This window comes from Nocardia sp. NBC_00508 (assembly GCF_036346875.1).
GTDB lineage: Bacteria > Actinomycetota > Actinomycetes > Mycobacteriales > Mycobacteriaceae > Nocardia.
The window spans coordinates 5,199,684-5,221,115 of the sequence record NZ_CP107852.1 but is presented as its reverse complement, the minus strand read 5'-3'; the positions used below and the strand labels follow the sequence as shown (position 1 = coordinate 5,221,115).

Annotated in this window: 17 protein-coding genes; 13 read left to right on the top strand and 4 right to left on the bottom strand. The window is 68.8% G+C overall.

The window, feature by feature from the left end:
• Positions 1–291 precede the first annotated feature (291 nt).
• On the top strand, positions 292–1,323 hold the full coding sequence (locus OHA40_RS23245) for a hypothetical protein (RefSeq protein ID WP_330228996.1): 1,032 nt from the start codon (positions 292–294) through the stop codon (positions 1,321–1,323).
• Positions 1,324–1,336: 13 nt separating this feature from the next.
• Here OHA40_RS23245 and OHA40_RS23240 read toward each other — a convergent pair whose 3' ends face one another.
• On the bottom strand, positions 1,337–1,957 hold the full coding sequence (locus OHA40_RS23240; protein ID WP_330228995.1) for a TetR/AcrR family transcriptional regulator: 621 nt from the start codon (positions 1,955–1,957) through the stop codon (positions 1,337–1,339).
• Between the two features lie 225 nt (positions 1,958–2,182).
• Between OHA40_RS23240 and OHA40_RS23235 the strand changes: the two genes are divergently transcribed.
• The 7 genes from OHA40_RS23235 to OHA40_RS23205 all read left to right on the top strand — a co-directional run bounded on the left by OHA40_RS23235 (position 2,183) and on the right by OHA40_RS23205 (position 11,594).
• Positions 2,183–3,550 (top strand): flavin-containing monooxygenase, encoded by a 1,368-nt coding sequence (locus OHA40_RS23235; protein ID WP_330228994.1) that lies wholly within the window; start codon positions 2,183–2,185, stop codon positions 3,548–3,550.
• A gap of 7 nt (positions 3,551–3,557) precedes the next feature.
• Positions 3,558–4,715, top strand: a complete 1,158-nt coding sequence (locus OHA40_RS23230) for a serine hydrolase domain-containing protein (protein ID WP_330228993.1) — start codon at positions 3,558–3,560, stop codon at positions 4,713–4,715.
• On the top strand, positions 4,715–5,761 hold the full coding sequence (locus tag OHA40_RS23225; RefSeq protein WP_330234340.1) for an NAD(P)-dependent alcohol dehydrogenase: 1,047 nt from the start codon (positions 4,715–4,717) through the stop codon (positions 5,759–5,761). The genes OHA40_RS23230 and OHA40_RS23225 overlap by 1 nt, the downstream gene beginning before the upstream one ends.
• 37 nt (positions 5,762–5,798) lie before the next feature.
• Positions 5,799–7,448 carry a class I adenylate-forming enzyme family protein gene (locus OHA40_RS23220; RefSeq protein ID WP_330228992.1) on the top strand — a complete coding sequence of 550 codons (1,650 nt, stop codon included), beginning with the start codon at positions 5,799–5,801 and terminating at the stop codon, positions 7,446–7,448.
• Positions 7,449–7,454: 6 nt separating this feature from the next.
• Entirely contained in the window at positions 7,455–9,206 is a 1,752-nt protein-coding gene (locus OHA40_RS23215; RefSeq protein WP_330228991.1) for an N-acyl-D-amino-acid deacylase family protein, read from the top strand.
• Positions 9,207–9,296: 90 nt separating this feature from the next.
• Entirely contained in the window at positions 9,297–10,151 is an 855-nt protein-coding gene (locus OHA40_RS23210) for an alpha/beta fold hydrolase (RefSeq protein WP_330228990.1), read from the top strand.
• A 378-nt stretch (positions 10,152–10,529) separates the two neighbouring features.
• Complete coding sequence (locus OHA40_RS23205; protein ID WP_330228989.1) at positions 10,530–11,594, top strand: DoxX family protein; 1,065 nt, start codon at positions 10,530–10,532, stop codon at positions 11,592–11,594.
• A gap of 580 nt (positions 11,595–12,174) precedes the next feature.
• On the opposite strand, the gene OHA40_RS23200 is transcribed toward OHA40_RS23205, so the two are convergent.
• Positions 12,175–13,005: a mycofactocin-coupled SDR family oxidoreductase gene (locus OHA40_RS23200; RefSeq protein WP_330228988.1), complete on the bottom strand. Its 831-nt coding sequence runs from the start codon at positions 13,003–13,005 to the stop codon at positions 12,175–12,177.
• Between the two features lie 563 nt (positions 13,006–13,568).
• Between OHA40_RS23200 and OHA40_RS23195 the strand changes: the two genes are divergently transcribed.
• The 3 genes from OHA40_RS23195 (at position 13,569) to OHA40_RS23185 (ending at position 15,649) form a co-directional block, all read left to right on the top strand.
• On the top strand, positions 13,569–13,790 hold the full coding sequence (locus tag OHA40_RS23195) for a hypothetical protein (RefSeq protein ID WP_330228987.1): 222 nt from the start codon (positions 13,569–13,571) through the stop codon (positions 13,788–13,790).
• A gap of 137 nt (positions 13,791–13,927) precedes the next feature.
• The gene (locus tag OHA40_RS23190) at positions 13,928–14,581 is read left to right on the top strand and encodes a class I SAM-dependent methyltransferase (protein ID WP_330228986.1); all 654 of its coding nucleotides are present in this window, start codon (positions 13,928–13,930) and stop codon (positions 14,579–14,581) included.
• A gap of 333 nt (positions 14,582–14,914) precedes the next feature.
• A complete protein-coding gene (locus tag OHA40_RS23185) occupies positions 14,915–15,649 on the top strand; it encodes an AfsR/SARP family transcriptional regulator (protein WP_442943795.1) in 735 nt (244 codons plus the stop codon).
• Positions 15,650–15,698: 49 nt separating this feature from the next.
• Here OHA40_RS23185 and OHA40_RS23180 read toward each other — a convergent pair whose 3' ends face one another.
• Both OHA40_RS23180 and accA read right to left on the bottom strand, forming a co-directional pair.
• Positions 15,699–17,048 carry an acetyl-CoA carboxylase biotin carboxylase subunit gene (locus tag OHA40_RS23180; RefSeq protein WP_330228984.1) on the bottom strand — a complete coding sequence of 450 codons (1,350 nt, stop codon included), beginning with the start codon at positions 17,046–17,048 and terminating at the stop codon, positions 15,699–15,701.
• Positions 17,049–17,059: 11 nt separating this feature from the next.
• On the bottom strand, positions 17,060–18,748 hold the full coding sequence (gene accA / locus OHA40_RS23175) for an acetyl-CoA carboxylase carboxyl transferase subunit alpha (RefSeq protein WP_330234339.1): 1,689 nt from the start codon (positions 18,746–18,748) through the stop codon (positions 17,060–17,062).
• Positions 18,749–18,949: 201 nt separating this feature from the next.
• Between accA and OHA40_RS23170 the strand changes: the two genes are divergently transcribed.
• Positions 18,950–20,218 carry a beta-ketoacyl-[acyl-carrier-protein] synthase family protein gene (locus OHA40_RS23170; protein ID WP_330228983.1) on the top strand — a complete coding sequence of 423 codons (1,269 nt, stop codon included), beginning with the start codon at positions 18,950–18,952 and terminating at the stop codon, positions 20,216–20,218.
• A complete protein-coding gene (locus OHA40_RS23165) occupies positions 20,215–21,429 on the top strand; it encodes a ketosynthase chain-length factor (protein WP_330228982.1) in 1,215 nt (404 codons plus the stop codon). The genes OHA40_RS23170 and OHA40_RS23165 overlap by 4 nt, the downstream gene beginning before the upstream one ends.
• Positions 21,430–21,432 lie beyond the last annotated feature (3 nt).

The window sequence follows — 21,432 nt, the reverse complement described above, 5'->3', positions numbered from 1 at the left end:
CTCCGAGCAATGTTCGTGGTTGGCTGCGTGCACAGATGATGCCGCACCGCGCCGACAGATTCTCACGGCAGGCGGCTATCCAGTCGGCGGACACCCAGTTCCACGCCGACAGCGAACTCCTGGCTACATTCACTGTCGCCCCGGTGCCCGCGTTCGGCGACCCGCTTTGACACCCGTGCGGGCGGCATGATCTGATTCCGGCGAATCGGTTTGCCAGCACCGGTGATCCGGCGGCGACCCGCGGCGGTCCGCCCCGAACCGGTAGCTGGAACGAGGCAACCAGGGGGGCATATGACCCATGCGCGGCATTCGGCGGTGCTCGCCGCCGCACCACTACACACCGGACTGCTGTTCGGCGCGGTCACCGTCACCGTTCTCGCGGCGGGCGTGATCGTCCTCGCGATGATCGCCGGAAACCGCAGGCCGCAACCGCCTTTCGGCACGGAATATCGGACCGGCACGCGACCGCAGCCGCACCGCGGGCCACGGTCGCGTCCCGGGCACCGTCCGCGCTCCGCGGCAACGCCGGTGACAAGCCCACCGCCGCACGACTTTTCGCGGACCGAGCCCACACCCACTGAGGCTGCACCGCCCGCACCACCTACCAGCGCTCCACCACGTCTCGAACCACCGCTGATGGCGGGTCCGTCGCGACTTCCGAAGGCCGAGTGCCCACCCATGGACGCTGCATCGCCGACCACGCTGCCAACGCGACTCGGACCGGATCCGGGTGGACCACCACGTCCGTCGCACACGAACGCGCGCGACATACCGTTCCTGGTCGGCGCCGCGGCGGGCGTCGTGGCGCTGCTCGGGGGAATCTCCTGCCTGGTCCTGATCGCGCCGGTGGCAACCGAAGACGACATCCCTGTGGAAGCCCCCGATCTGCTATCCGCGACACTGCCGGGCGATTGCGTGGCGATTCCCGCGCCGCACGCATCCGGTGGCGTCCCCGCCACCGTCGTACCCGTGCCCTGCGACACGCTGCCCGCCAACTTCCGCGTGCTCCAGACCGGAACCTGCACGGACCCGCGAGTCGACCGGGAGCATCGGCGCACCGACCGCGCCGGACGCGACCGGGACTACCTGTGCCTCACGCCCGATTGGCGAGCGGGCACGTGCTACGACGTCACCGACTGGCATCTGCCACGAAAGGTGGACTGCGCCAGAGCGGGCAAAAAGATCATTCGAATCACCGCCGTCCTGCCCCGTCCCGCCGATGCAGCCGCCTGCCCGCGCGACGCCGAGGGCGCCACCGCGGTCGACTGGCCGAAGTGGGGAGCCACCCTCTGCATGCGCGGTTTCGACCGGCCCGACGAATAGGCCGCGACGCCCCTCAGTTCGGCGCGGTCGGCGCCTGTAGTGCCGGAAACCAGATATCGGTGAGCACCTCGGCGGCCTGCTCCGCCGAGACGTCGATGGTGCCCTGCATCGCCCATCGGGTGAAGAACCGCTCCAGTTGCGCCACAAGCAGTTCCACGCGCAGTCGCGCTTCGTCCTTGCGGTCGGCCGGCCAGGCGGCGAGGTAGGCCGTCATCGCGTTGGGCAGTGCGAGAATGCCGTTGCGGGCGACCTCGCGGAACTCCGGCTCCAGCGTGGTCGCCTCGTCCCAGGCGGGCAGCAGGTCCTTGTACTCGTGGAACCATTCGATCGCGCGGGTCACCCAGCCGACGAACTCGGCGCGCGAACCCGCCTCCAGCACCCGGTCGAGATCCTGATAGAAGTGCAGCGCGCTGGGCGCGGTGCCCTGCTCGGCGATCGCGCGCAGGATCTCCAGCTTTCCCGCGAAATGCAGATAGAAGGTGGCGCGGCTGCAGCCGACCGCTGCGGCGATGTCGTCCACCCGCACGGCCGCGTAGCCGCGGGCGGTGAACAACTCCTTGGCGGCTTCCATCAGCCGGGCCCTGGTTTGCAGCTTCTGCTCGTCCCGCAGGCTGGTGTTCGCGTTCGTTCGCATGGTGAACAGGTACCTCGCGTTCGGTGAAAAGTGTGCTGACGTGCGACTTCGCTGAGAGAGTCTACGTCCGGCGACCGGACGAGCGCTTTCACTAGACACTACGTCATTCACTAGACGCCATGTCAACCGAGTGTTACCTTGTTGCCTACGTCACTCCGGCGCCCGTAGGCACCGGACGGTTCGGCCCGGCATCGCACGCGGTGCCGCCCAGCACGAGGACAATGAATGACGTCAACCGCACTTCCCCGGGTCTGCGTGATCGGCGCGGGACCCTCCGGGATCACCGTCGCCAAGCGCCTACAGGACCACGGCATCCCGTTCGACTGCTACGAGGCGTCCGACGAAGTCGGCGGCAACTGGTACTTCAAGAACCCCAACGGCATGTCGGCCTGCTACCAGAGCCTGCACATCGACACGTCCAAGTTCCGCTTGGCTTTCGAGGACTTTCCGCCGCCCGAGGAATGGCCGGACTTTCCGCACCATTCGCAGCTGTTCCAGTACTTCCGCGATTACGTCGACCATTTCGGCGTCCGCGACCGAATCATGTTCAACACCACAGTGATCGGCGCAGAGCGCGGCGAGGACGGCCGCTGGCTGATCACCACCAGCGATGGACATACCAGGGACTACGACGCGTTGGTCGTCTGCAACGGCCACCACTGGGACCCTCGAATTCCGGACTACCCCGGTGAATTCGACGGCACGCTGCTGCACAGCCACGCCTACAACGACCCGTTCGACCCCGTGGACATGCGCGGCAAGCGCGTCGTGGTGGTCGGCATGGGCAATTCCGGCCTGGACATCGCCTCCGAACTGTCCCAGCGCTTCCTTGCCGCGAAACTGTACGTCTCCGCCCGCCGCGGAGTTTGGGTGCTGCCGAAGTACGTCAACGGCAAGGTGGGCGACAAGCGCTCGATGCCGCGGTGGATCCCACCGACGGTGGCGCTCAAGCTCAAGCAGCGGTTCGTCCGCAAGTTCCGGGGCAACATGGCGAACTACGGCCTGCCCGAGCCCGACCACCTGCCGTTCGAGGCGCATCCATCGGCCAGCGAGGAGTTCCTGCACCGGGCCGGCTGCGGCGATATCGCGTTCAAGCCCGCGATCACCGCGCTGGAGGGGCCGCGGGTGCGTTTCGCCGACGGCAGCGCCGAGGAGGTGGACGTGATCGTCTGCGCCACGGGCTACCGCATCTCCTTCCCGTTCTTCGCCGAACCAGACTTGTTGCCCGACAGCGAGAATCGCTTCCCGCTGTTCAAGCAGATGATGAAGCCGGGCATCGACAACCTGTTCTTCCTCGGCTTGGCCCAGCCGTTGCCGACGCTGGTGAACTTCGCCGAGCAGCAGAGCAAGTTGGTCGCGGCCTATCTCACCGGCCGCTACCACCCGCCGACAGCGCAGGAGATGGCGGCGGCCATCCGGTCTGCGGAGTCGGCCAGGAAGGGCCGCTACTACGACTCGCCGCGGCACACTATCCAGATCGAGTTCGAGCCGTATGTGCGGGACATGCGGCGCGAACTGACGCATGGCGCGAAAAGGGCTGCAGCCGCAGGGAATTCGCTTCCGGTCCCGGCCCAGGCGATGCAGAATGTGTGAGGCGACGATGACCACCACGACAAGCACCACCACTTCGGGATTCTGTGCCGAGCGATTCGCGCGGGTGCGAACGGAACTGGAGAGCCGGCTCGCGTCCGGCGACGAACTCGGCGCGTCGATCTGCGTCACGATCGATGGTGAACCGGTCGTCGACCTGTGGGGCGGCTACCGCGATCCCGAGCGCACCACGCCGTGGACCGACGACACCTTGGTCAACGTCTTCTCCCTCACCAAGACCATGACCGCGCTCTGCGCGCTGCTGCTGGTCGAGCGCGGCGAACTGGACGTGCACGCGAAGGTGGCCAGGTACTGGCCGGAGTTCGCGGCGAACGGCAAGGGCGACATCGAGATTCGTCATCTGCTCGCGCACACCTCCGGCGTCTCGGGCTGGCAGCAGCCGATCGCGCTGGCCGATATCTATGACGCGGAGGCGTCCGCCGCCCGCCTCGCGAGCCAGCCGCCGTGGTGGGAGCCGGGCACCGCCTCGGGGTATCACGCGCTCGACTACGGCCACCTGATCGGCGCGGTCATCCGCCGGGTCACCGGATGTTCGCTGGGCGAGTTCTTCGCCGAGGAGCTCGCCGGGCCGCTGGACGCCGATTTCCACATCGGCACCGCGCCCGAACACCACGGGCGGATCGCCACGCTGATTCCCCCCGCGGTACCGGAATTCGACCTGGCAGCGCTCGACCAGGGCAGCATCCTGGTCAAGACGCTCACCAGCCCGCTGCTCGACATCGCCGAAACGGCCGGCGCGGCGTGGCGGCAAGCCGAGATCGGCGCGGTGAACGGGCACGGCAACGCGCGCTCGGTGGCACGGGTGCAATCGCTGGTGTCCTGCGGCGGCGAACTGGGCGGCCGGAGACTGTTGTCGGACGAGACGATCGATCTGATCTTCCAGCAGCAGTCCGATGGGGTGGATCTCGCGCTGCTGGTGCCGCTGCGATTCGGCATCGGCTACGGTCTGCCGCAGCCGCAGACCGCCCCGGAGGTGCCCGACGGGCGGGTGTGCTGGTGGGCCGGGTACGGCGGTGCGATGGTGGTCAACGACCTGGACCACCGGCTCACCTTCGCCTACACCATGAACCGGATGGCGCCGGGCCTGATCGGCTCCGACCGCGCCGACGCCTATCTGCGCGCGACGTTCGAGGCGGTGCGCCGATGATGCGGGCACTACAGCTCACCGAGCCGGGCGTGCTGGAACTGCGTGAGGTACCGATCCCGGAGATCGGTCCGGCCGATCTGCTACTGCGCGTGGGCGCGGCGGGCATCTGCCATTCGGATCTGCACGTGCTGGACATCCCGTTCCGGATGCGCGAGCAGCCGCTGACTCTGGGTCACGAGATCGCGGGCACCGTCGAGGCGATCGGCGGCGCGGTCGACGGCCGCCGCCCCTGCGAGCGCGGCGTGGTGTATCTGTGCTGGTCGTGCGGGGTGTGCCGGGAGTGCGTCGGCGGCAACGAGAACGTCTGCCGTGCCGCGGGCCGCACCGCCATGCCACCCTGCCCCGGGCTCGGCCCGGACGGCGACATGGCGGAGTACATCCGCGTGCCCGCGAGTTCGTTCGTCCCGATCGGCGACCTGGATTTCCTCCAGGCCGCGCCGCTGGCCGACGCCGCCCTGTCGAGTTATCACGCCATCCGCGGCGCTCGCGAGCAGCTCGGCCCGGGGTCGGTGGCAGTGGTCATCGGGATCGGCGGGCTCGGTCACGTCGCGGTGCAGATCCTCACCGCGACTACGGCGGCCCGGGTACTGGCCGTGGACGTGAGCGCCGACAAGCTCGAACTCGCCGCGCGGTGCGGTGCGGCCGAGGGACTCACGGCGGGCGCCGACACCGCGCGCGAGATCCTCGACCGCACCGAAGGCCGGGGCGCGGACGCGGTGTTCGACTTCGTCGGCGTGGACGTGACCGCGCGGCTCGCGGTGGAGTCGGTGGCGCCCAACGGGGCCTACCGGATGATCGGCCTGGGCGGCGGCGCTCCGGAAATCACGGCGGCACCGGCAGGCGGGCCGGGCTGGCCGTGGGGTGCCTCGATCCGAAAGTCCTATGGCGGCACCAAATCCGACTTGATCGACGCCGTGGCATTGGCCACCTCGGGCAGGCTATGGGTCGAGGTGGAGCGCTACGCCCTTGCCGAGGGCCGCGACGCCCTCGACCGGCTGGAGCGGGGCCTGGTCACCGGCCGAGCGGTCCTGGTCCCCGAGCCGTGACGAACCAATCCTGTGCAGTGACGAGGAAGTACCCGATATGACAAAGCCATTCGACCCGCAGGCAATCGCGGCGCAGGCGGCAGCCCAGCTCATCGGACCCGGCGGCCGGTTCGAGATGGTGGTGCAGGACGTGCTCGGCGCACCCATGCCGGTCGTGCGCCACCGCCGATCCTCGCTGCGCGAAGTGCTCGCCGCCTCGGTCGCCTACGGCGACCGGGACTACCTGGTCACCGCCGACCGCACAATGTCCTTCACCGAGCACGCCGCCGCCGTCGCGGCGCTGGCCACGGCTCTGCGTGACCGATTCGGCGTCGGCAAGGGCGACCGCGTCGGCATTCTCGCGGCGAACACGCCCGAATGGGTGGTCACGTTCTGGGCCGCGCAAGCGCTCGGCGCCATCGCGGTGGGCTACAACGCGTGGTGGGCGCCCCGCGAGGTCGCCTACGGCGTGCAGCACACCAGCCCCACCGTGCTCGTCGTCGACGCGAAGCGCGCGGCACTGGTGGCGGAACTGGACCTCCGGGTCCCGGTGCTCACCATGGAGCACGATGTCCCCGCGCTCCTTGCCGACTTCCGGACCGACACACTGCCACACATCGAAATCGACGAGGACGACCCCGCGGTGATCCTCTACACCAGCGGCACCAGCGGACGGCCGAAGGGCGCGGTGCACTCGCATCGAAACCTGGTGGCGGTCATCGACTATCACGTCTTCAACGACGCGCTCGCCGCCGCGTTCACCGGAGCCACGGAGCTGCCCACCGGACGGCGCTACTTACTCACCTCGCCGCTGTTCCACATCGCCAGCCTGCACAACTTGATAGTGCCCCGGCTGGTCACCGGGGATGCCGCCGTCATCCATCAAGGGTCGTTCGACGCCGACCGGGTGCTGCGACTGATCGAGGCCGAACGAATCACCAACTGGGGCGCCATGCCGACCATGGCCACCAGGATGCTCGAGCTCGACCTGTCCGCCTACGACCTGTCCTCGCTGGCGGCGTTCTCGCTGAACTCGGCGCCGTCCTCGGCCGCGCTGCAACAGGGACTGCGCGATCAGCTGCCTGTCGCGCGCAACGCCCTGGTGACCAGCTACGGGCTCACCGAATGCAGCACCGCGGCGACGCTGGCCGGCTCGGCAGAGCTCGCCGCGTTCCCGGACACCGTGGGCCGCCCGGTTCTCGGCGTCACGCTGGAGATCCGGGACAACTCCGGGAACCTCGTGCCCGACGGCACCGAAGGCGAGATCTACCTGCGCAGCCCATACGTGATGCTCGGTTACTGGCAGGACGAGGCGGCGACGGCCGCGGCGATCACCGCGGACCGGTGGCTGCGCACCGGCGACATCGGCGTCCTGGAGGACGGCAGACTGCGCTTGTCCGGACGCCGCTCGGATCTCATCCTGCGTGGCGGGGAGAACGTCTATCCCACCGAGATCGAGCAGTGCCTCGAGGAGCACCCCGCGGTGCGCGAATGCGCCGTCGTCGGCGTGCCGGATGCCGACCTCGGGCAGCAGGTCGCCGCCCTGGTCGTGGTCGAGAGCGCGACGGCGACAACCGAAGACGAGCTGCGCGCGTTCACCGCCGAACGGCTCGCCTACTACAAGGTGCCCGCACGCTGGCGGCTCACCACCACCGCACTCCCGCGCAACGCGACCGGCAAGGTCGTACGTACCGGCCTGGAGGTGTGAACACCCATGTACGACACCATCATCGCGAACGGACGCTGGTTCGACAGCACGGGCGCGCCCTCGGCTATCCGGCACCTCGGGATCCACGACGGCCGGATCGCGACCGTCTCGGCCGACCCACTCGACGATCCGGACTGTCCGACCATCGTCGACGCCACCGGAAAGTGGGTGATCCCCGGCATGATCGATATCCACACCCACTACGACGTCGAGGTGCTGCAACATCCGGCGCTGACCGAATCGGTTCGGCACGGCGTCACCACGGTGCTGCTGGGCTCATGTTCGCTGTCGACCATCCACGTCGGCGCCGCCGACGCGGGTGATCTGTTCGGGCGCGTCGAGGCGATTCCGCGCAAGCACGTGCTCGCCGCGGTCGGTGCGCACAAGACCTGGCGTTCGGCGCACGAGTACGTGGCCGCGCTGGAACAGCTGCCACTCGGCCCGAACATCGCCGCGTTCATCGGGCATTCGGATATCCGCGCCGCGCAGCTCGGCTTGGAGCGTGCCACCCGCAAGGACGTCCGGCTCACTGCCGGCGAACTGGCCGGGATGGCGGCGAAGCTCACCGAGGCGCTGGAGGCCGGGTTCGTCGGCATGTCCTCCCAGCAGCTGATGTTCGACAAACTCGACGGAGAGGTGTGCCGATCGCGCACCCTGCCGTCCACCTACGCGACCACCCGGGAGCGACACCGGCTCAACGCGATTCTGCGCCGGTGCGGACGGGTGCTGCAGGGTGGGCCCGACGCGGCACGGCCGCAGAGCATGGTCACCATGGCCGCGAGCAGCCTCGGCCTGTTCCGCCGCCCGCTGAAGGTCAGCCTGCTCGCGGCCGCCGACATCAAGGCGATTCCCGCGGTGGTGCACGTATTTCCGCTGATCGCGCGGGTGATCGGCGCGCTGGGCGGCAACTTCCGCTGGCAGCACCTTCCGGTGCCGTTCGAGGTCTATGCCGATGGCATCGACCTGGTGGTGTTCGAGGAGTTCGGTTCCGGCGCCGAGGCACTGCACCTGGCCGATCAGGTGGACAACCGACGGGAACTGCTGCGCGACGAACAGTACCGCCGCCGCTTCCGCGCGGACTACGACAAGAAATTCCGCCCCCGGGTGTGGCACCGCGATTTCTTCGACGCGCACATCGTCGAATGCCCCGACGCGGCGGTGGTCGGCAAGACCTTCGGCCAGGTCGGCCTGGACCGCGGTGGCGTGCATCCGGTGGACGCGTTCCTCGACCTCGTGGTCCAGCACGGCAGCAAGGTTCGTTGGCGCACAACGATTTCCAACCATCGACCGGACGTGCTCGATCGGCTCGCCGCCGATCCCGGTGTGCAGGTGGGATTCTCCGACGCGGGGGCGCATCTGCGCAACATGGCCTTCTACAACTTCGGGCTCCGCTTCCTGCGCCGAGTGCGCGATGCGGCCGACGCTGGTCGGCCGTTTCTGTCGGTGGAGCGGGCGGTGCACCGGCTCACCGGTGAACTCGCCGACTGGTACGGCCTGGAGGCCGGGCACCTGCGGGTGGGTGACCGGGCCGATGTCGTCGTGCTGGATCCGGACCGCCTGGACGATTCGCTGGACGCCTATGCCGAATCGCCGATCGTCCCGTTCGACAACCTGTCGCGCATGGTGAACCGCAACGACGAGACGGTCACCGCGGTGTTCGTCGGCGGCGTGCGGGTATTCGCCGACGGCACACCGGATCCCGTGCTCGGCACGCGCCGGACCGGCCGCTTCCTGCGCGCGACGACCATCGGCCGGTAGCCCCGAAGCACCTGCTCGGTCGGACTCGGCCACGTAAAATCGCGAGATATCCCGGCGATTCGTTCGCCGGGCAGCTCGCAGGGAGTCAGTGTGGACGTGTTCGAGCATCGAGGCAGGGCCGTGGTCTTCGATCGCGGGGGTAGCGGGTCTCCGGTCGTGTTCCTGCACAATGCAGGTGCGCAACGCCGCATCTGGGACGACCAGGTCGCGGCGCTGCGGCACGAGCACGAGGTCTTCGCGCTCGATCTTCCCGGATACGGGCGATCCGAGCAGCCCGCGGCGGGCTACCGGCTCACCGACTATGTGGACATGCTCGCGGCGTTCCTCAGCGCTCACCGGCTCACCGACGTGGTGTTGATCGGCAATTGCCTCGGCAGCGCCACCTCGCTGCGCTACACCATGCAGCATCCGGCCGGGGTGCGCGCCCTCGTCCTGATCAATCCGCTCACCTGGGACACCGTGAGTTCGGGGCAGTCGGCGGGACTGGCCTGGGCCGACGCGCGGCTGCCGCTGGCACCGGTGGCCGGCCGGCTCAGCCTGCCCGGCTGGGTGGTCTCGCTGATCGTCGCGAATCAGCTGGGCCCGCGTGGCCGCGGGCGGAAACAACAATACGAGCCGCGAGTGCGGGCGCACTGGTCCGATCGGGGCAGGCTGACCGCCCTGCACGGCCTGGTCCAGGATTTCCCGGCCTACCGCGCGTTGGACACGTTCGATCCGCCCCCGGGCTTCCCGCCGATCTGCACGATCTGGGGTCGGCGCAATCGCATCCTCTCCGCCGAGGCGGGCAAGCGACTCGATCGTGCGCTGCGGCCGCATACCGCGGTGGAGCTACCCGACTGCGGTCACCTTCCCATGGTGGAGGACCCGGATCGGGTCACCGAGATCATCAGCGGCTTCCTCGCGGCGACCGGCACGGCAGCCGTCCGCGCACAAACGAACGGCTGAGCCGCGCTCAGAGCGGAAAGCGGTCGGGCACAACTCGGTGACAGCAGGATCGTTTACGGATCAACCATTCCGCGCGATGACGGCACGGCACACCGTCGAAGCGGAACGTGCACACCGGCGCGGCGGGTAGCGCGGCGACGATGGCTTCGAAAGTCGTTGTAGAGGTATCTGTTCGCACAGCGGATACCTTCCGGCAGAGCAGGGTGGGGTTAGGAGAACGGGCCCGGGTGGAACCACGGCATCCTTCTCGGTAATCGGCCGCCATGGATTTGCCGTTAGCCAGGTGAGGCGGCGTTCACAGAGTGGCCTCCGGGCGTGTTTGGCCACGCGACTTGCGGGAATCCGGTCGGTAACGGCATCGAGAGAAGGGGTTTTGTCATGTTGTTGCGCCGACTCGCCCGGCCGCTACTGGCCACTGCGTTCGTCATCGATGGAGTCGATACGCTGCGGCGCCCGGACGAGCGGGTCAAGGCCGCGACCGAACTGGTAGAGCGGGGACAGCGGCAGCTTCCCGACGAGATTGCCGGAAAGTTGCCCTCTGATCCGGCGACCGTGGTGCAGATCAACGCGTTCGCCCAGGTGGGCGGCGGCGTGTTGCTGGCGCTCGGGAAGGCGCCGCGCCTGGCCGCCCTGGTGCTCGCCGCGACCGTCGTGCCCGCGACCATCACCGAGCAAGATTTCTGGAACGAGCAGGACCCCGCGCGGAAGTCAGCGAAGCGCACCGCGTTCCTGAAGGACCTCGGGCTGCTCGGCGGCCTGATGATCGCCGCCGCCGACACCGAGGGCAAGCCGTCCCTGGGCTGGCGCGGACGCCGGGCCGCACGTGACGCAGCCGCCACGGTATCGGCGGCGCTACCGTTCGGGGCGACCACGAACGGCGTTACCGGAGCCGCACTGCGCAGGCAGGCGCATGAGGCGGCGGAGCGAGCACGGGCGCTCGGGGCCGTCGCCGCGAGCAAAGGCGCGGAGCTGGCCGAGACGGCACAACGGCACGGGCCGGACTGGGCGGAGGTGGCGAAGGAACGCGGCAGCGATCTGGCCGGGGCCGCGAAGGTGCACGGCGCCGAGTGGGCCGAAATCGCCAGAGAACGCGGCACCGACTGGGCCGAAATCGCGAGGGAACAGGGCGCCGACTGGGCCGAAATCGCGAGGGAACACGGCGCGGACTGGGCCGAAATCGCGAAGGAGCACGGCGCCGACTGGGCCGAAATCGCCAAAGAGCGCGGGGGTCACTTCGCGGATCTGGCCAAGCAGCGCAGCGCGGAGTGGGCCGAAATCGCCAAGGAACGTGGCGCCGAGCTGGCCGAGGTCGCCAAGCACCGCGGACCCGAGATCGCGGGCGAAGCGCGGGAACGCGGGGCGCACACGGCCCATCTGGCACGAGAGCGTGGCGCACGAGCCGCACACGCCGCCCGCGAGAAGCTCGAGGCACAACGCCACTGACAGGACGTAGTCGGCCCGTGTTGCCGACGCCCCGCCCGGCGCGGACGTCAGTCGGGCTCCCTCCGACCGCGCCGGTTCAGCGGCCGCTTCGGACTTCGCACAGCCCTGTGCGAGCTTCAACCGAATCCCGCCGAGGACGGCCTCCCAGGGCCTGACCGCGTCGGTTCTGCGGCTGTTTCGACCTTCGCAGAACCCCGGCCGTGAGCTAAAGACGGATATCCGCTGGCGGCCCCTCCACAACTGCCTCGCCGCGAGAAACGTGACCGGCGACAGTTCGAGCACGAGGGTCGTTGTGTGGCACAGGGACCCGCGCGTCAGCTCGGCGCGAAGCCGGGGCGCGGTGGCGAGGTCGACCTCGCCGATCACCATCAGCATCGTCACGTCGCGGCACGGTCGGCACACTGAAAACCGAAGCGGGTCAGTCCGTTCGGTGTGACGAGACATGCGCTGACTCCTGGCTGGACGCTGGCACTGCACAGACCGTGTGAAGCACTGCGCGACGGGGCCGTACAGGACACCCTCGGATGAACCCCGCTCGCCGCCTGCCCATTTCGACCGGACACAGGCGTGCGGCGAAAGGTCAGGACGTACTCGCGCTACCCCCGCACGAAATCGTCACCGCTTCACCGTTGAAGTGGCGGCCGTGCTCGGAAACCAGCAGCAGCACGGCCTCGGCCACCTCGGTGGGCTGGATCAGATCGGCGTTCGGCGGGCCGGATTCGATGATGGCCATCCAGTCCTCCTTGGTGGGGTCCTCCTTGTCCGGCACCATGAGGCGCCAGGTGGCGGGATTCTGGATCATGGCGGTGTCCACGCCGGAGGGCAGCAGCGCGTTCACCGTGATGCCGTACTCCGCCACCTCCAGCGACAGCGATTTCACCAAGCCGAGTACGCCCCACTTGGTCGCCGCGTAGTGCCCGGCGTTGCGCACGCCCATCTTGGCCACGATGGACGAGGTGGCGACGACGCGGCCCCAGCGGCGCTCGATCATGTGCGGGACCACCGCACGGAAGCTGTGGAAGACGCCGGTCAGGTTGGTGTCGATCATGTCCTGCCACATCTGCTCGTCCATCTCGGCGATGGGCGAGTTGGACGCGATGCCCGCGTTGGCGATCAGGATGTCGATGCGGTCGAACTCCTCGATCGCGCGCTCGGCCACCGAGCACATCTGCTCGAGGCTGCGCACGTCGGCCCGCACGGTGATGCAGCGGCGGCCGGTCCGCTCGACCAGCTCGGCGGTCTCGGCCAGATCGTCGGGGGTGCTCAGCGGGTAGGGAAGACCGGGTAGCGATGCGGCGATATCGCACACCACGATGTCTGCGCCCGCGCCGGCGAGTGCCAGCGCGTGTGCGCGGCCCTGCCCACGGGCGCCGCCGGTGATCACCGCCACCCTGCCGTCGAGATTCCCCATGTCGGCCCCCTCACCAGTCGGTATTTGCATCGGCCGCCACCCATCGTGTCATGTGCGGGGTGCGGTCGGCGCCCGATTTCCGGCGGTACTCGCGGCGGTGCTCGACATCGGGGGCGCGGCGGCTCCGGTTCCGCGTCGCCTTGCTCGACCTCGCCCTCGACCGAGCACCAGCACCGGCGGCATGCCGGGCAGTGCGGCCTCCGACGCAGCGGATTTCCCAGGAATGGGCACTGGGAGTTGGGGTGCACCGTCCACCATCGGTCAGGGACGGAGCACGCCGACGCACGGCGTCGGAGGGGTGGTGCGTCGAAAAGCACAGGGGCAGTGGAACAATGAGTATCGTCCCTACCCCGGAGCGGGCACGGCTACAGCACGGGCGAGCCGATCCGACTGCGGCAGGGACACCACGTGCAACCCCTCCGACCTGGTCCCGTGACGCAGTGGGTGCGAGGTACGCTGCGCCCCGGAACGATCCCGCCCGTACCTCCTCGTCGTTCCGGGGTGCGGTCCAGCGCATCCACCATGGTTCCTGGAGCCCGATGACCGATTGTGAGTACCCTGGCGTGAATCTCGACCGAAAGCTCGGTGCCACACCGACCGAGCACGACAGCCCGACGGAGCACGATGGCGCAGTTGCCGACCGGTTCGCCGGCCAGCGGCTGCGCAGGCTGATCCACACGGCCATCGGCCTTTCCGATGATTCCATCGATTTGCTGACCGCCATGACCAGTCGCCTCCGCGCCGCCGAAGGGATGCTCTCGCGCGACCCGCTCGACGAGTATTGACCCGCCCGTGCACAGCAGGACGACCCGACGACCCGGAGCACACCGCTCGGCCGCATGTCGCCCCGACTGCCGGGAAGGCGTTGCCGAAGCGGCAACGATATTTGCCGATTCTTTACAAGCGGTGGATCGTAGGGCTCATGAGCACACATCAGCACGCGGACGGGGCGACGCCGACGACGGTGGAGTACTGGGAGGCCTTCTACTCCGAGCGCGAGCAGGTCTGGTCGGGACGGCCCAACGTTCTGCTCGTGCGCGAGATCGCCACGGTAGCACCGGGTTCGGCGCTGGATCTGGGCTGCGCCGAGGGCGCCGACGCGATCTGGCTGGCCGAACATGGCTGGCAGGTCACCGCCGCCGACGTCTCGGAGACCGCGCTTGCCCGCGCGCGGGCCGAGGCACAGCGGCGGGGGGTGTCGGAGAAGATCGATTGGCAGCGGCACGACCTCGCCGAGAGTTTTCCATCCGGGCTTTTCGATCTCGTCACGGCACAGTTTCTGCACTCACCGCCCGCTCAGGACGGTGAGCGGACGAGGATCCTGCGCCGGGCGGCCGAGGCGGTCGCGCCGGGTGGGCTGCTGCTGATCGTCGGGCATGCGGAATGGCCGAACTGGGTGGTGGAGCCGCCGTTCGACGTTTGGTTCCCGACCACCGCCGAGGTGCATACCGGGCTGGCGTTGGACCCCGCCGAGTGGCAGGTGGAGGTCGACGAGGTCGTCGAGCGCGAACACGCCGGACCGGAGGGACAGCCGGGCACCAGGAAAGACAACATCCTACGAATTCGCCGCCGCTGACGGTTCCGCAAACAACACGCGAATCTCCTTGCAACAGAGGGGAATTCAACGGCCGACTGCGGCGCGTTTACCCTGATATTACCCAGTTTTCATCGATTCGATACGGATTTCTCGATAGTCTGGACAATACCTACAGCGCGGTGGGGATTGAGAATCTCACGTCGGTCGGGGGGAATGTCGCCCGTAGGAGAGCTCCCGGTGAATAATCCAGTGTACGCGCGCGTGTTAGGTCCATTGACGCTCGCTCTCAACAATCACAATGCAACGCCGACCGCGCAGAAGCAGCGACAGTTGCTGGCTTTGCTCCTGGTCAGGCATGACACCGTCGTCCCGGTGACCACACTGATCGAAGAATTATGGAATGCCGATCCGCCGCGCAGCGCGGTCACGGTCGTGCAGACCTATGTGCTCGGCATTCGGAAGAAGATGGCCGAACGGCTCGGTGTGGGACAGGCAGAGGTGGCCGAACGTTTTCTCCGCACCCGCAGCAAGGGCTATTCGTTCAATGTGAAGGACTGCGTTTTCGATTTGCGTGACTATCAGTCCATGTCCGTGGCCGCCCGGTGCGCCGCCAAGGCCGGCGACGACCAGCGCGCGGTGGATCTGTTCAGCGCGGCGGAGGCGCTGTGGAGCGGTCCCGCGCTGGTCGACGTGGAGGGCGGAATCCCGCTCGCGGCGGAGATCTCGCACCTGGACCACCTGCGGCTGGCCAACATGGAGCTGCGGGTGGAAGCGGAGCTGCGCCTGGGCAGGCACCGCGAGGTGTGCCCCGACCTGGCGCGGCTGACCATCCAGCACCCGCTGCACGAGCGGCTGCAGGCCTACTACATGTTCGCCCTGTGCCGCTCGGGCCAGCGTGCCCGCGCCTTGGCCTCCTACCAGCAGTTCAGCCGCTCGATGCAGCGTGAGCTCGGCCTCGACCCGTGCCAGAAGCTGCAGAAGCTGCACCGGGACATCCTGGCCGCCTCCGATGTCTCGGTGAGCGCGATGCTGAACAGCCGTCACGCCCGCTATCTGATCGGATGGCACTCCCCCGAGTTCCGCACCACTTCTGCCGAAACCGCCTGAGGGACGCGGCCGACAGCCCGGGCCCGGCCCGGGCGAAGGCCGCCCCATCTCACGTCCGCCCGAGCAGCTCGTCCACCAGCGCGGTGGTGTGCGTCGCGGCGCGCATAGCCGGGTGGTCGAGCACCTCACGCAGAAAGTCCCTCGTCGTCGCCACGCGGGCGCCGGAGATCCGGAACTCCTCCAGCGCCCGCCGCATCCGCGCGAGCGCCCGGTCGCGGTCCGGCGCCCAGACCACGAGTTTGGCAAGCAGCGAATCGTAATGCGGCGGTATCGAATAACCGGCGTGCGCGTGTGTATCGACACGGACGAAAGGACCCCCTGGTGGAGTGAATTCGGCCAGCACTCCGGGCGCGGGTGCGAATTCATAGGACGGATCTTCGGCATTTATTCGGCATTCAATTGCCGCGCCGCGAAGCACGATATCTTCCTGATTGATGCCGAGCGGTTGCCCGGCCGCGATACGGATCTGTTCGGCGATCAGATCGATGCCCGTCACCATTTCGGTGACCGGATGTTCGACCTGAATTCGGCAGTTCACCTCCATAAAATAGTAATTGCCGTGCAGGTCGACCAGAAATTCCACGGTTCCGGCGCCGACATAGCCCACCTCGAGCACACCGTCTACCGCAGATTTGCCCATCCGCCCGGCCAGCCCCTCCGGAAGCAGCGGCGCGGGGGATTCCTCGATCAATTTCTGATGCCTACGCTGCACCGAGCAGTCCCGCTCGCCGAGGTGCACTCCGTTGCCGTGACCGTCGCACAGCACCTGGATCTCGACATGCCTGGCCGCGGCGAGGTACTTCTCCAAGTACACCCGGCTGTCGCCGAACAACATCCGCGCGGTCGCCCTGGTCTCCTGATAGGCCTGTGGGAAGGCGGCGCTGTCGTGCACCACCTGCATGCCCCGCCCGCCGCCGCCCGCCGCGGCCTTGATGATCACCGGGAATCCGATCGAGTCCGCCAGCGCGTGCGCCTCGTCGAGTTCCAGCGGGTCGAGGCTGCCCGGCAGCAGCGGCAGGCCCGCCTTCGCCATCAGCGTCCGCGCGGACTGCTTGTCACCGAGTTGGGCCATCACGTCGGCGGGCGGGCCGATCAGGGTGACGCCCGCCGCGCGGCAGGCGTCGGCGAAATCCGATGACTCGGAAAGGAATCCGTAACCGGGATGGATCGCATCCGCTCCGGTGAGCTCGGCGGCCGCCAGCACGGCCGCGGCATTCAGGTAACTGCGTTTGGCCGCGGGCGGACCGATCTGCACCGCCTCGTCGGCGAAATGCACCACCGCCGAGTCGGCGTCGGCGACCGAGTGCACCGCGACGGTGCGGATGCCGAGTTCACGGCACGTGCGCGCGACGCGCAGCGCGATCTCGCCGCGATTGGCGATCAGGATCTTCTCGAACATGGTCCCAGCCCCTACGCCACCGACCGGACGAGCACCTGCGGCCGTGCACCGAACCGCCGGAACCGGGCGCGGCGCTCGTCGGCCAGCTCCACACCGCTGCGCCCGACGAGCTCGCCGAGCGTCGCGGCCAGTGCGCGATACAACTGCTCGGCAGCGGCCACCGGAGCGGCAGCGACATCGTCGCCCGGCTCCGGCAGCACTGCGTCGACCACCCCGAGCCGAAGCAAGTCCCTGGCGGTCAGCGCGAGCGCGGCCGCGGCCTTCGGCGCCGCCGCGGGGTCGTTCCAGACGATCGCCGCACAGCCCTCCGGACTGATCACCGAGTACGTTCCGTTGGCGAACATCAGCACCCGGTTGGCGACGCCGAGCGCCAGCGCTCCCCCGCTGCCACCCTCGCCGATGACCACGCTGACCACCGGCACCCGCAGCGCGGACATCAGCCGGATGTTCTCCGCGATGACGATCGCCTGACCCTGCTCCTCGGCGGTCGCGCCGGGATAGGCACCCGGCGTGTCGATCAGGGTGATGACGGGCAGACCCAGCTTCTCGGCCATACGCATGAGTCGTGCCGCCTTGCGATACCCGGCGGGTGTCGGCATGCCGAAGTTGCGTTCCATCAGCTCTTTCGGCTCGTGACCCTTCTGGTGCCCGATCACCATCACCGGTTGCGTGCCGAGCCAGGCCGTTCCGCCGACCACAGCGGGGCAGTCACCGGAGATCCGGTCGCCGCGCAGCTCACGGAACTCGTCGAAGGCGAGTGCGAAGTAGTCGAGCGCGGTCGGCCGCTGGGGCGTGCGCGCACGGCGCACCTGCGCCCAGGGATCGTTCTCGGCGAGGCGGTCCGGATCGGTGATGACACCCGGGTCCGCGGAAACCAAGCTTTCGGTCGGATCGACCAGCGCCGCGACCCGCAGCAGTCCACCGAGCGCCTGGCGCAGGCCCGCGCGCGGCACGATCATGTCGATCAACCCGCGTTCCAGCAGGAATTCGGCGGTCTGGAACTTCGGCGCCAACTCCTGGCGAATGGTCTGCTCGATCACCCGCCGTCCGGCGAATCCGAGGCGTGCGCCCGGCTCGGCGATGAGCACGTCGGTCAGAGTGGCGAAGGACGCCGCGACGCCGCCGTAGGTGGGGTCGGTGATCAGGGTGACGGTGAGGATGCCCGCCCGGTCCAACTGTTCCAGCGCCGCACTCGTCTTGGCCATCTGCATCAGCGACAGCGGGCCCTCCTGCATCCGCGCGCCGCCGGACGCGGTGACGATGAGTAGCGGAATACGCTGCGCGAGCGCCGTTTCGGCCGCCGCGGTGATCATCTCGCCGACCGCGGTGCCGAGGCTGCCGCCGAGGAAGCGGAAGTCCATCGCGGCAATCACCACCGGGTGCCCTTCGACCGTGGCGTGCGCGCACAGGACCGCGTCGTGCATGCCGGTGCGGGCGCGAGCGGCGGCCAGCCGATCCCGGTAGGGCTTGGTGTCGGTGAAGCTCAGCGGGTCGTCGTCGGTCGCGGTCCCGGGCAGCGGCTCGAACCGGCCCTGGTCGGCGAGCTGGACGATGCGCTGCTCGGCGGTGATCGGTGTGTGCCTGCCGCATTCGCCGCACACGCCGAGATCGCGGGCGAATCGCTTGCCGTACAGCGGGATCAGGCATGCCGGGCAGAGCACCCAGTCCGCGGCGCCGTCGGGGCGGTGTGCTGACTTCATCACGCGTGTCTCCTGTGCTCGGGGAACGGGTGATCGGTCCGGACAGCGCCGGCCGGGCGATCACAGCGACAGCCTGCGCGCCCCCGCTAGAGAACAACTCGACTCCTCGGCTCGAGCGAGGTTCGAGCACCGCCCCCGATGCTTGGTCGCACGATCGAAGGGAGATAACGCCATGAACACCCACGCATCCGGTGGTGCGCGATGAGCCGCCGCGTTGTCGTCACCGGACTCGGTGTCCGCGCACCCGGTGGGTCGGGCAAGGACGAGTTCTGGAAGCTGCTGTCCGAAGGCCGCACCGCGACGCGCCGGATTTCGTTCTTCGACGCCTCACCGTACCGGTCCCAGGTCGCGGGCGAGGCGGATTTCGACCCCGTCCGGGAGGGATTGTCGCCCAGAGAGATTCGGCGCATGGACCGCGCGGTGCAGTTCGCCGTGGTCTGTGCGCGGGAGGCGGTGGCCGACAGCGGACTCGACGTCGCCGCGGTCGACCCGCACCGGCTCGGCGTGAGCCTCGGCAGTGCGGTCGCTGCGGCCACCAGTCTGGAGCGCGAATACCTGGTGCTGTCGGACTCCGGGAAGAACTGGCTGGTCGACGAGTCGTATCTCTCGCCGCACATGTTCGACTACATGGTGCCCAGCGTGATGCCCGCGGAAGTGGCCTGGAGCGTGCGGGCCGAGGGCCCCGTGGCGATGGTCTCCAACGGCTGCACGTCGGGCCTGGACTCGGTGGGCCACGCGGTGCAGTTGATCCGGGAAGGTTCCGCCGACGTCATGGTGGCGGGCGCGTCGGACACCCCGATCACGCCGATCGTGGTGGCCTGCTTCGACGCGATCAAGGCGACCACGCCGCGCAATGACGAGGCGGAGGTGGCCTCGCGGCCGTTCGACAACTCGCGCAACGGTTTCGTGCTCGCCGAGGGCGCTGCGATGTTCGTGCTGGAGGAGTACGAGAGCGCCCGCAAGCGCGGCGCGCGCATCTACGCCGAGATCTCCGGGTACGCGACCAGGTGCAACGCCTATCACATGACCGGCCTGAAGGCCGACGGCCGCGAGATGGCCGAGGCGATCCGGGTGGCGCTGGACGAATCCAGGATCGACCCGACCGGCGTGGACTACATCAACGCGCACGGCTCCGGCACCAGGCAGAACGACCGGCACGAGACCGCCGCGGTGAAGCGCAGTCTCGGCGGGCACGCCTACGCCACGCCGATGAGTTCGATCAAGTCGATGGTCGGGCACTCGCTCGGCGCGATCGGCTCGGTCGAGATCGCCGCCTCGCTGCTGGCGCTGGAGCACCAGGTGGTGCCACCGACGGCCAACCTGCACGAGCCGGACCCGGAATGCGATCTGGACTACGTGCCGCTGGTCGCCCGGGACCACCGGATGGACACGGTGCTCACCGTGGGCAGCGGGTTCGGCGGTTTCCAGAGCGCGATGGTGCTGCGCAAGACGGAGGCGGTGGCGGCATGATCCTCGTGACCGGAATGGGAGTGCTCGCGCCGAACGGCATGGGCGTGGAACGTTTCTGGGATGCCGTGCTGGCCGGACGTGGCGCAATCGCGCCGCTCGCCCGATTCGACGCCGGCCGCTCGGCGGCGCGCCTGGCCGGACAGGTGGCCGATTTCGACGCGGCCGAGCATCTGCCCAGCCGACTGCTGCCGCAGACCGACGTGTCGACCAGGATGGCCCTGGTCGCCGCGCAGTGGGCACTCGACGACGCAAAGGTCGACACCACGACGCTGACCGACTACGACATGGGCGTGGTGACCGGAAACGCCTCCGGCGGTTTCGAATTCACCCACCGCGAGTTCAACAAGCTGTGGTCGCTCGGCTCCGAGCACGTCAGCGTGTACGAGTCGTTCGCATGGTTCTACGCGGTCAACACCGGCCAGATCTCGATCCGGCACGGCATGCGCGGACCGAGCAGCGCGCTGGTCGCCGAGCAGGCGGGCGGGCTGGACGCGATCGGTCACGCCCGGCGCACGGTGCGGCGCGGCACGCCGCTGGTGGTCACCGGCGGTGTCGATTCGGCGCTGGACCCGTGGGGGTGGGCTTCGCATCTGGCCAGCGGTTCGGTCAGCACGTCCACCGATCCCGAGCGGGCCTACCTGCCCTTCGACGTCGGCGCGGCGGGGTACGTGCCCGGTGAGGGCGGCGCGATGCTGGTCGTCGAGGACGCCGCCGCCGCGCGGGCCCGGGGGGTGCCCAAGGTGCACGGCGAAATCGCCGGGTACGCCTCGACTTTCGACCCGCCGCCCGGCTCGGACCGGCCATCGGGTCTGCGCCGGGCCGCCGAACTCGCCCTGGCCGACGCCGGGATGACGCCCGGCGACATCGACGTGGTGTTCGCCGACGCCTCCGGCATCCCCGATCGCGACCGGGACGAGGCCGCGGCCATCGAGGCGATCTTCGGAGCCGGTGGCGTTCCGGTCACCGCGTCGAAACCCCTGACCGGACGACTGTTCTCCGGCGCGGGCCCGCTCGACATCGTGACCGCGCTGCTGTCGGTGCGCGATTCGGTGATCCCGCCGACCGCGTACACCACCACACTCGCCGAGGACTACCGGATCGACCTGGTTCTCGGCGCCCCGCGCTCCGCCACTGTCGGCGGCGCGCTCGTCCTGGCCCGCGGACGCTGGGGTTTCAACTCCGCGGTCGTCGTGCGCGCCGTGTCCGACTGAATA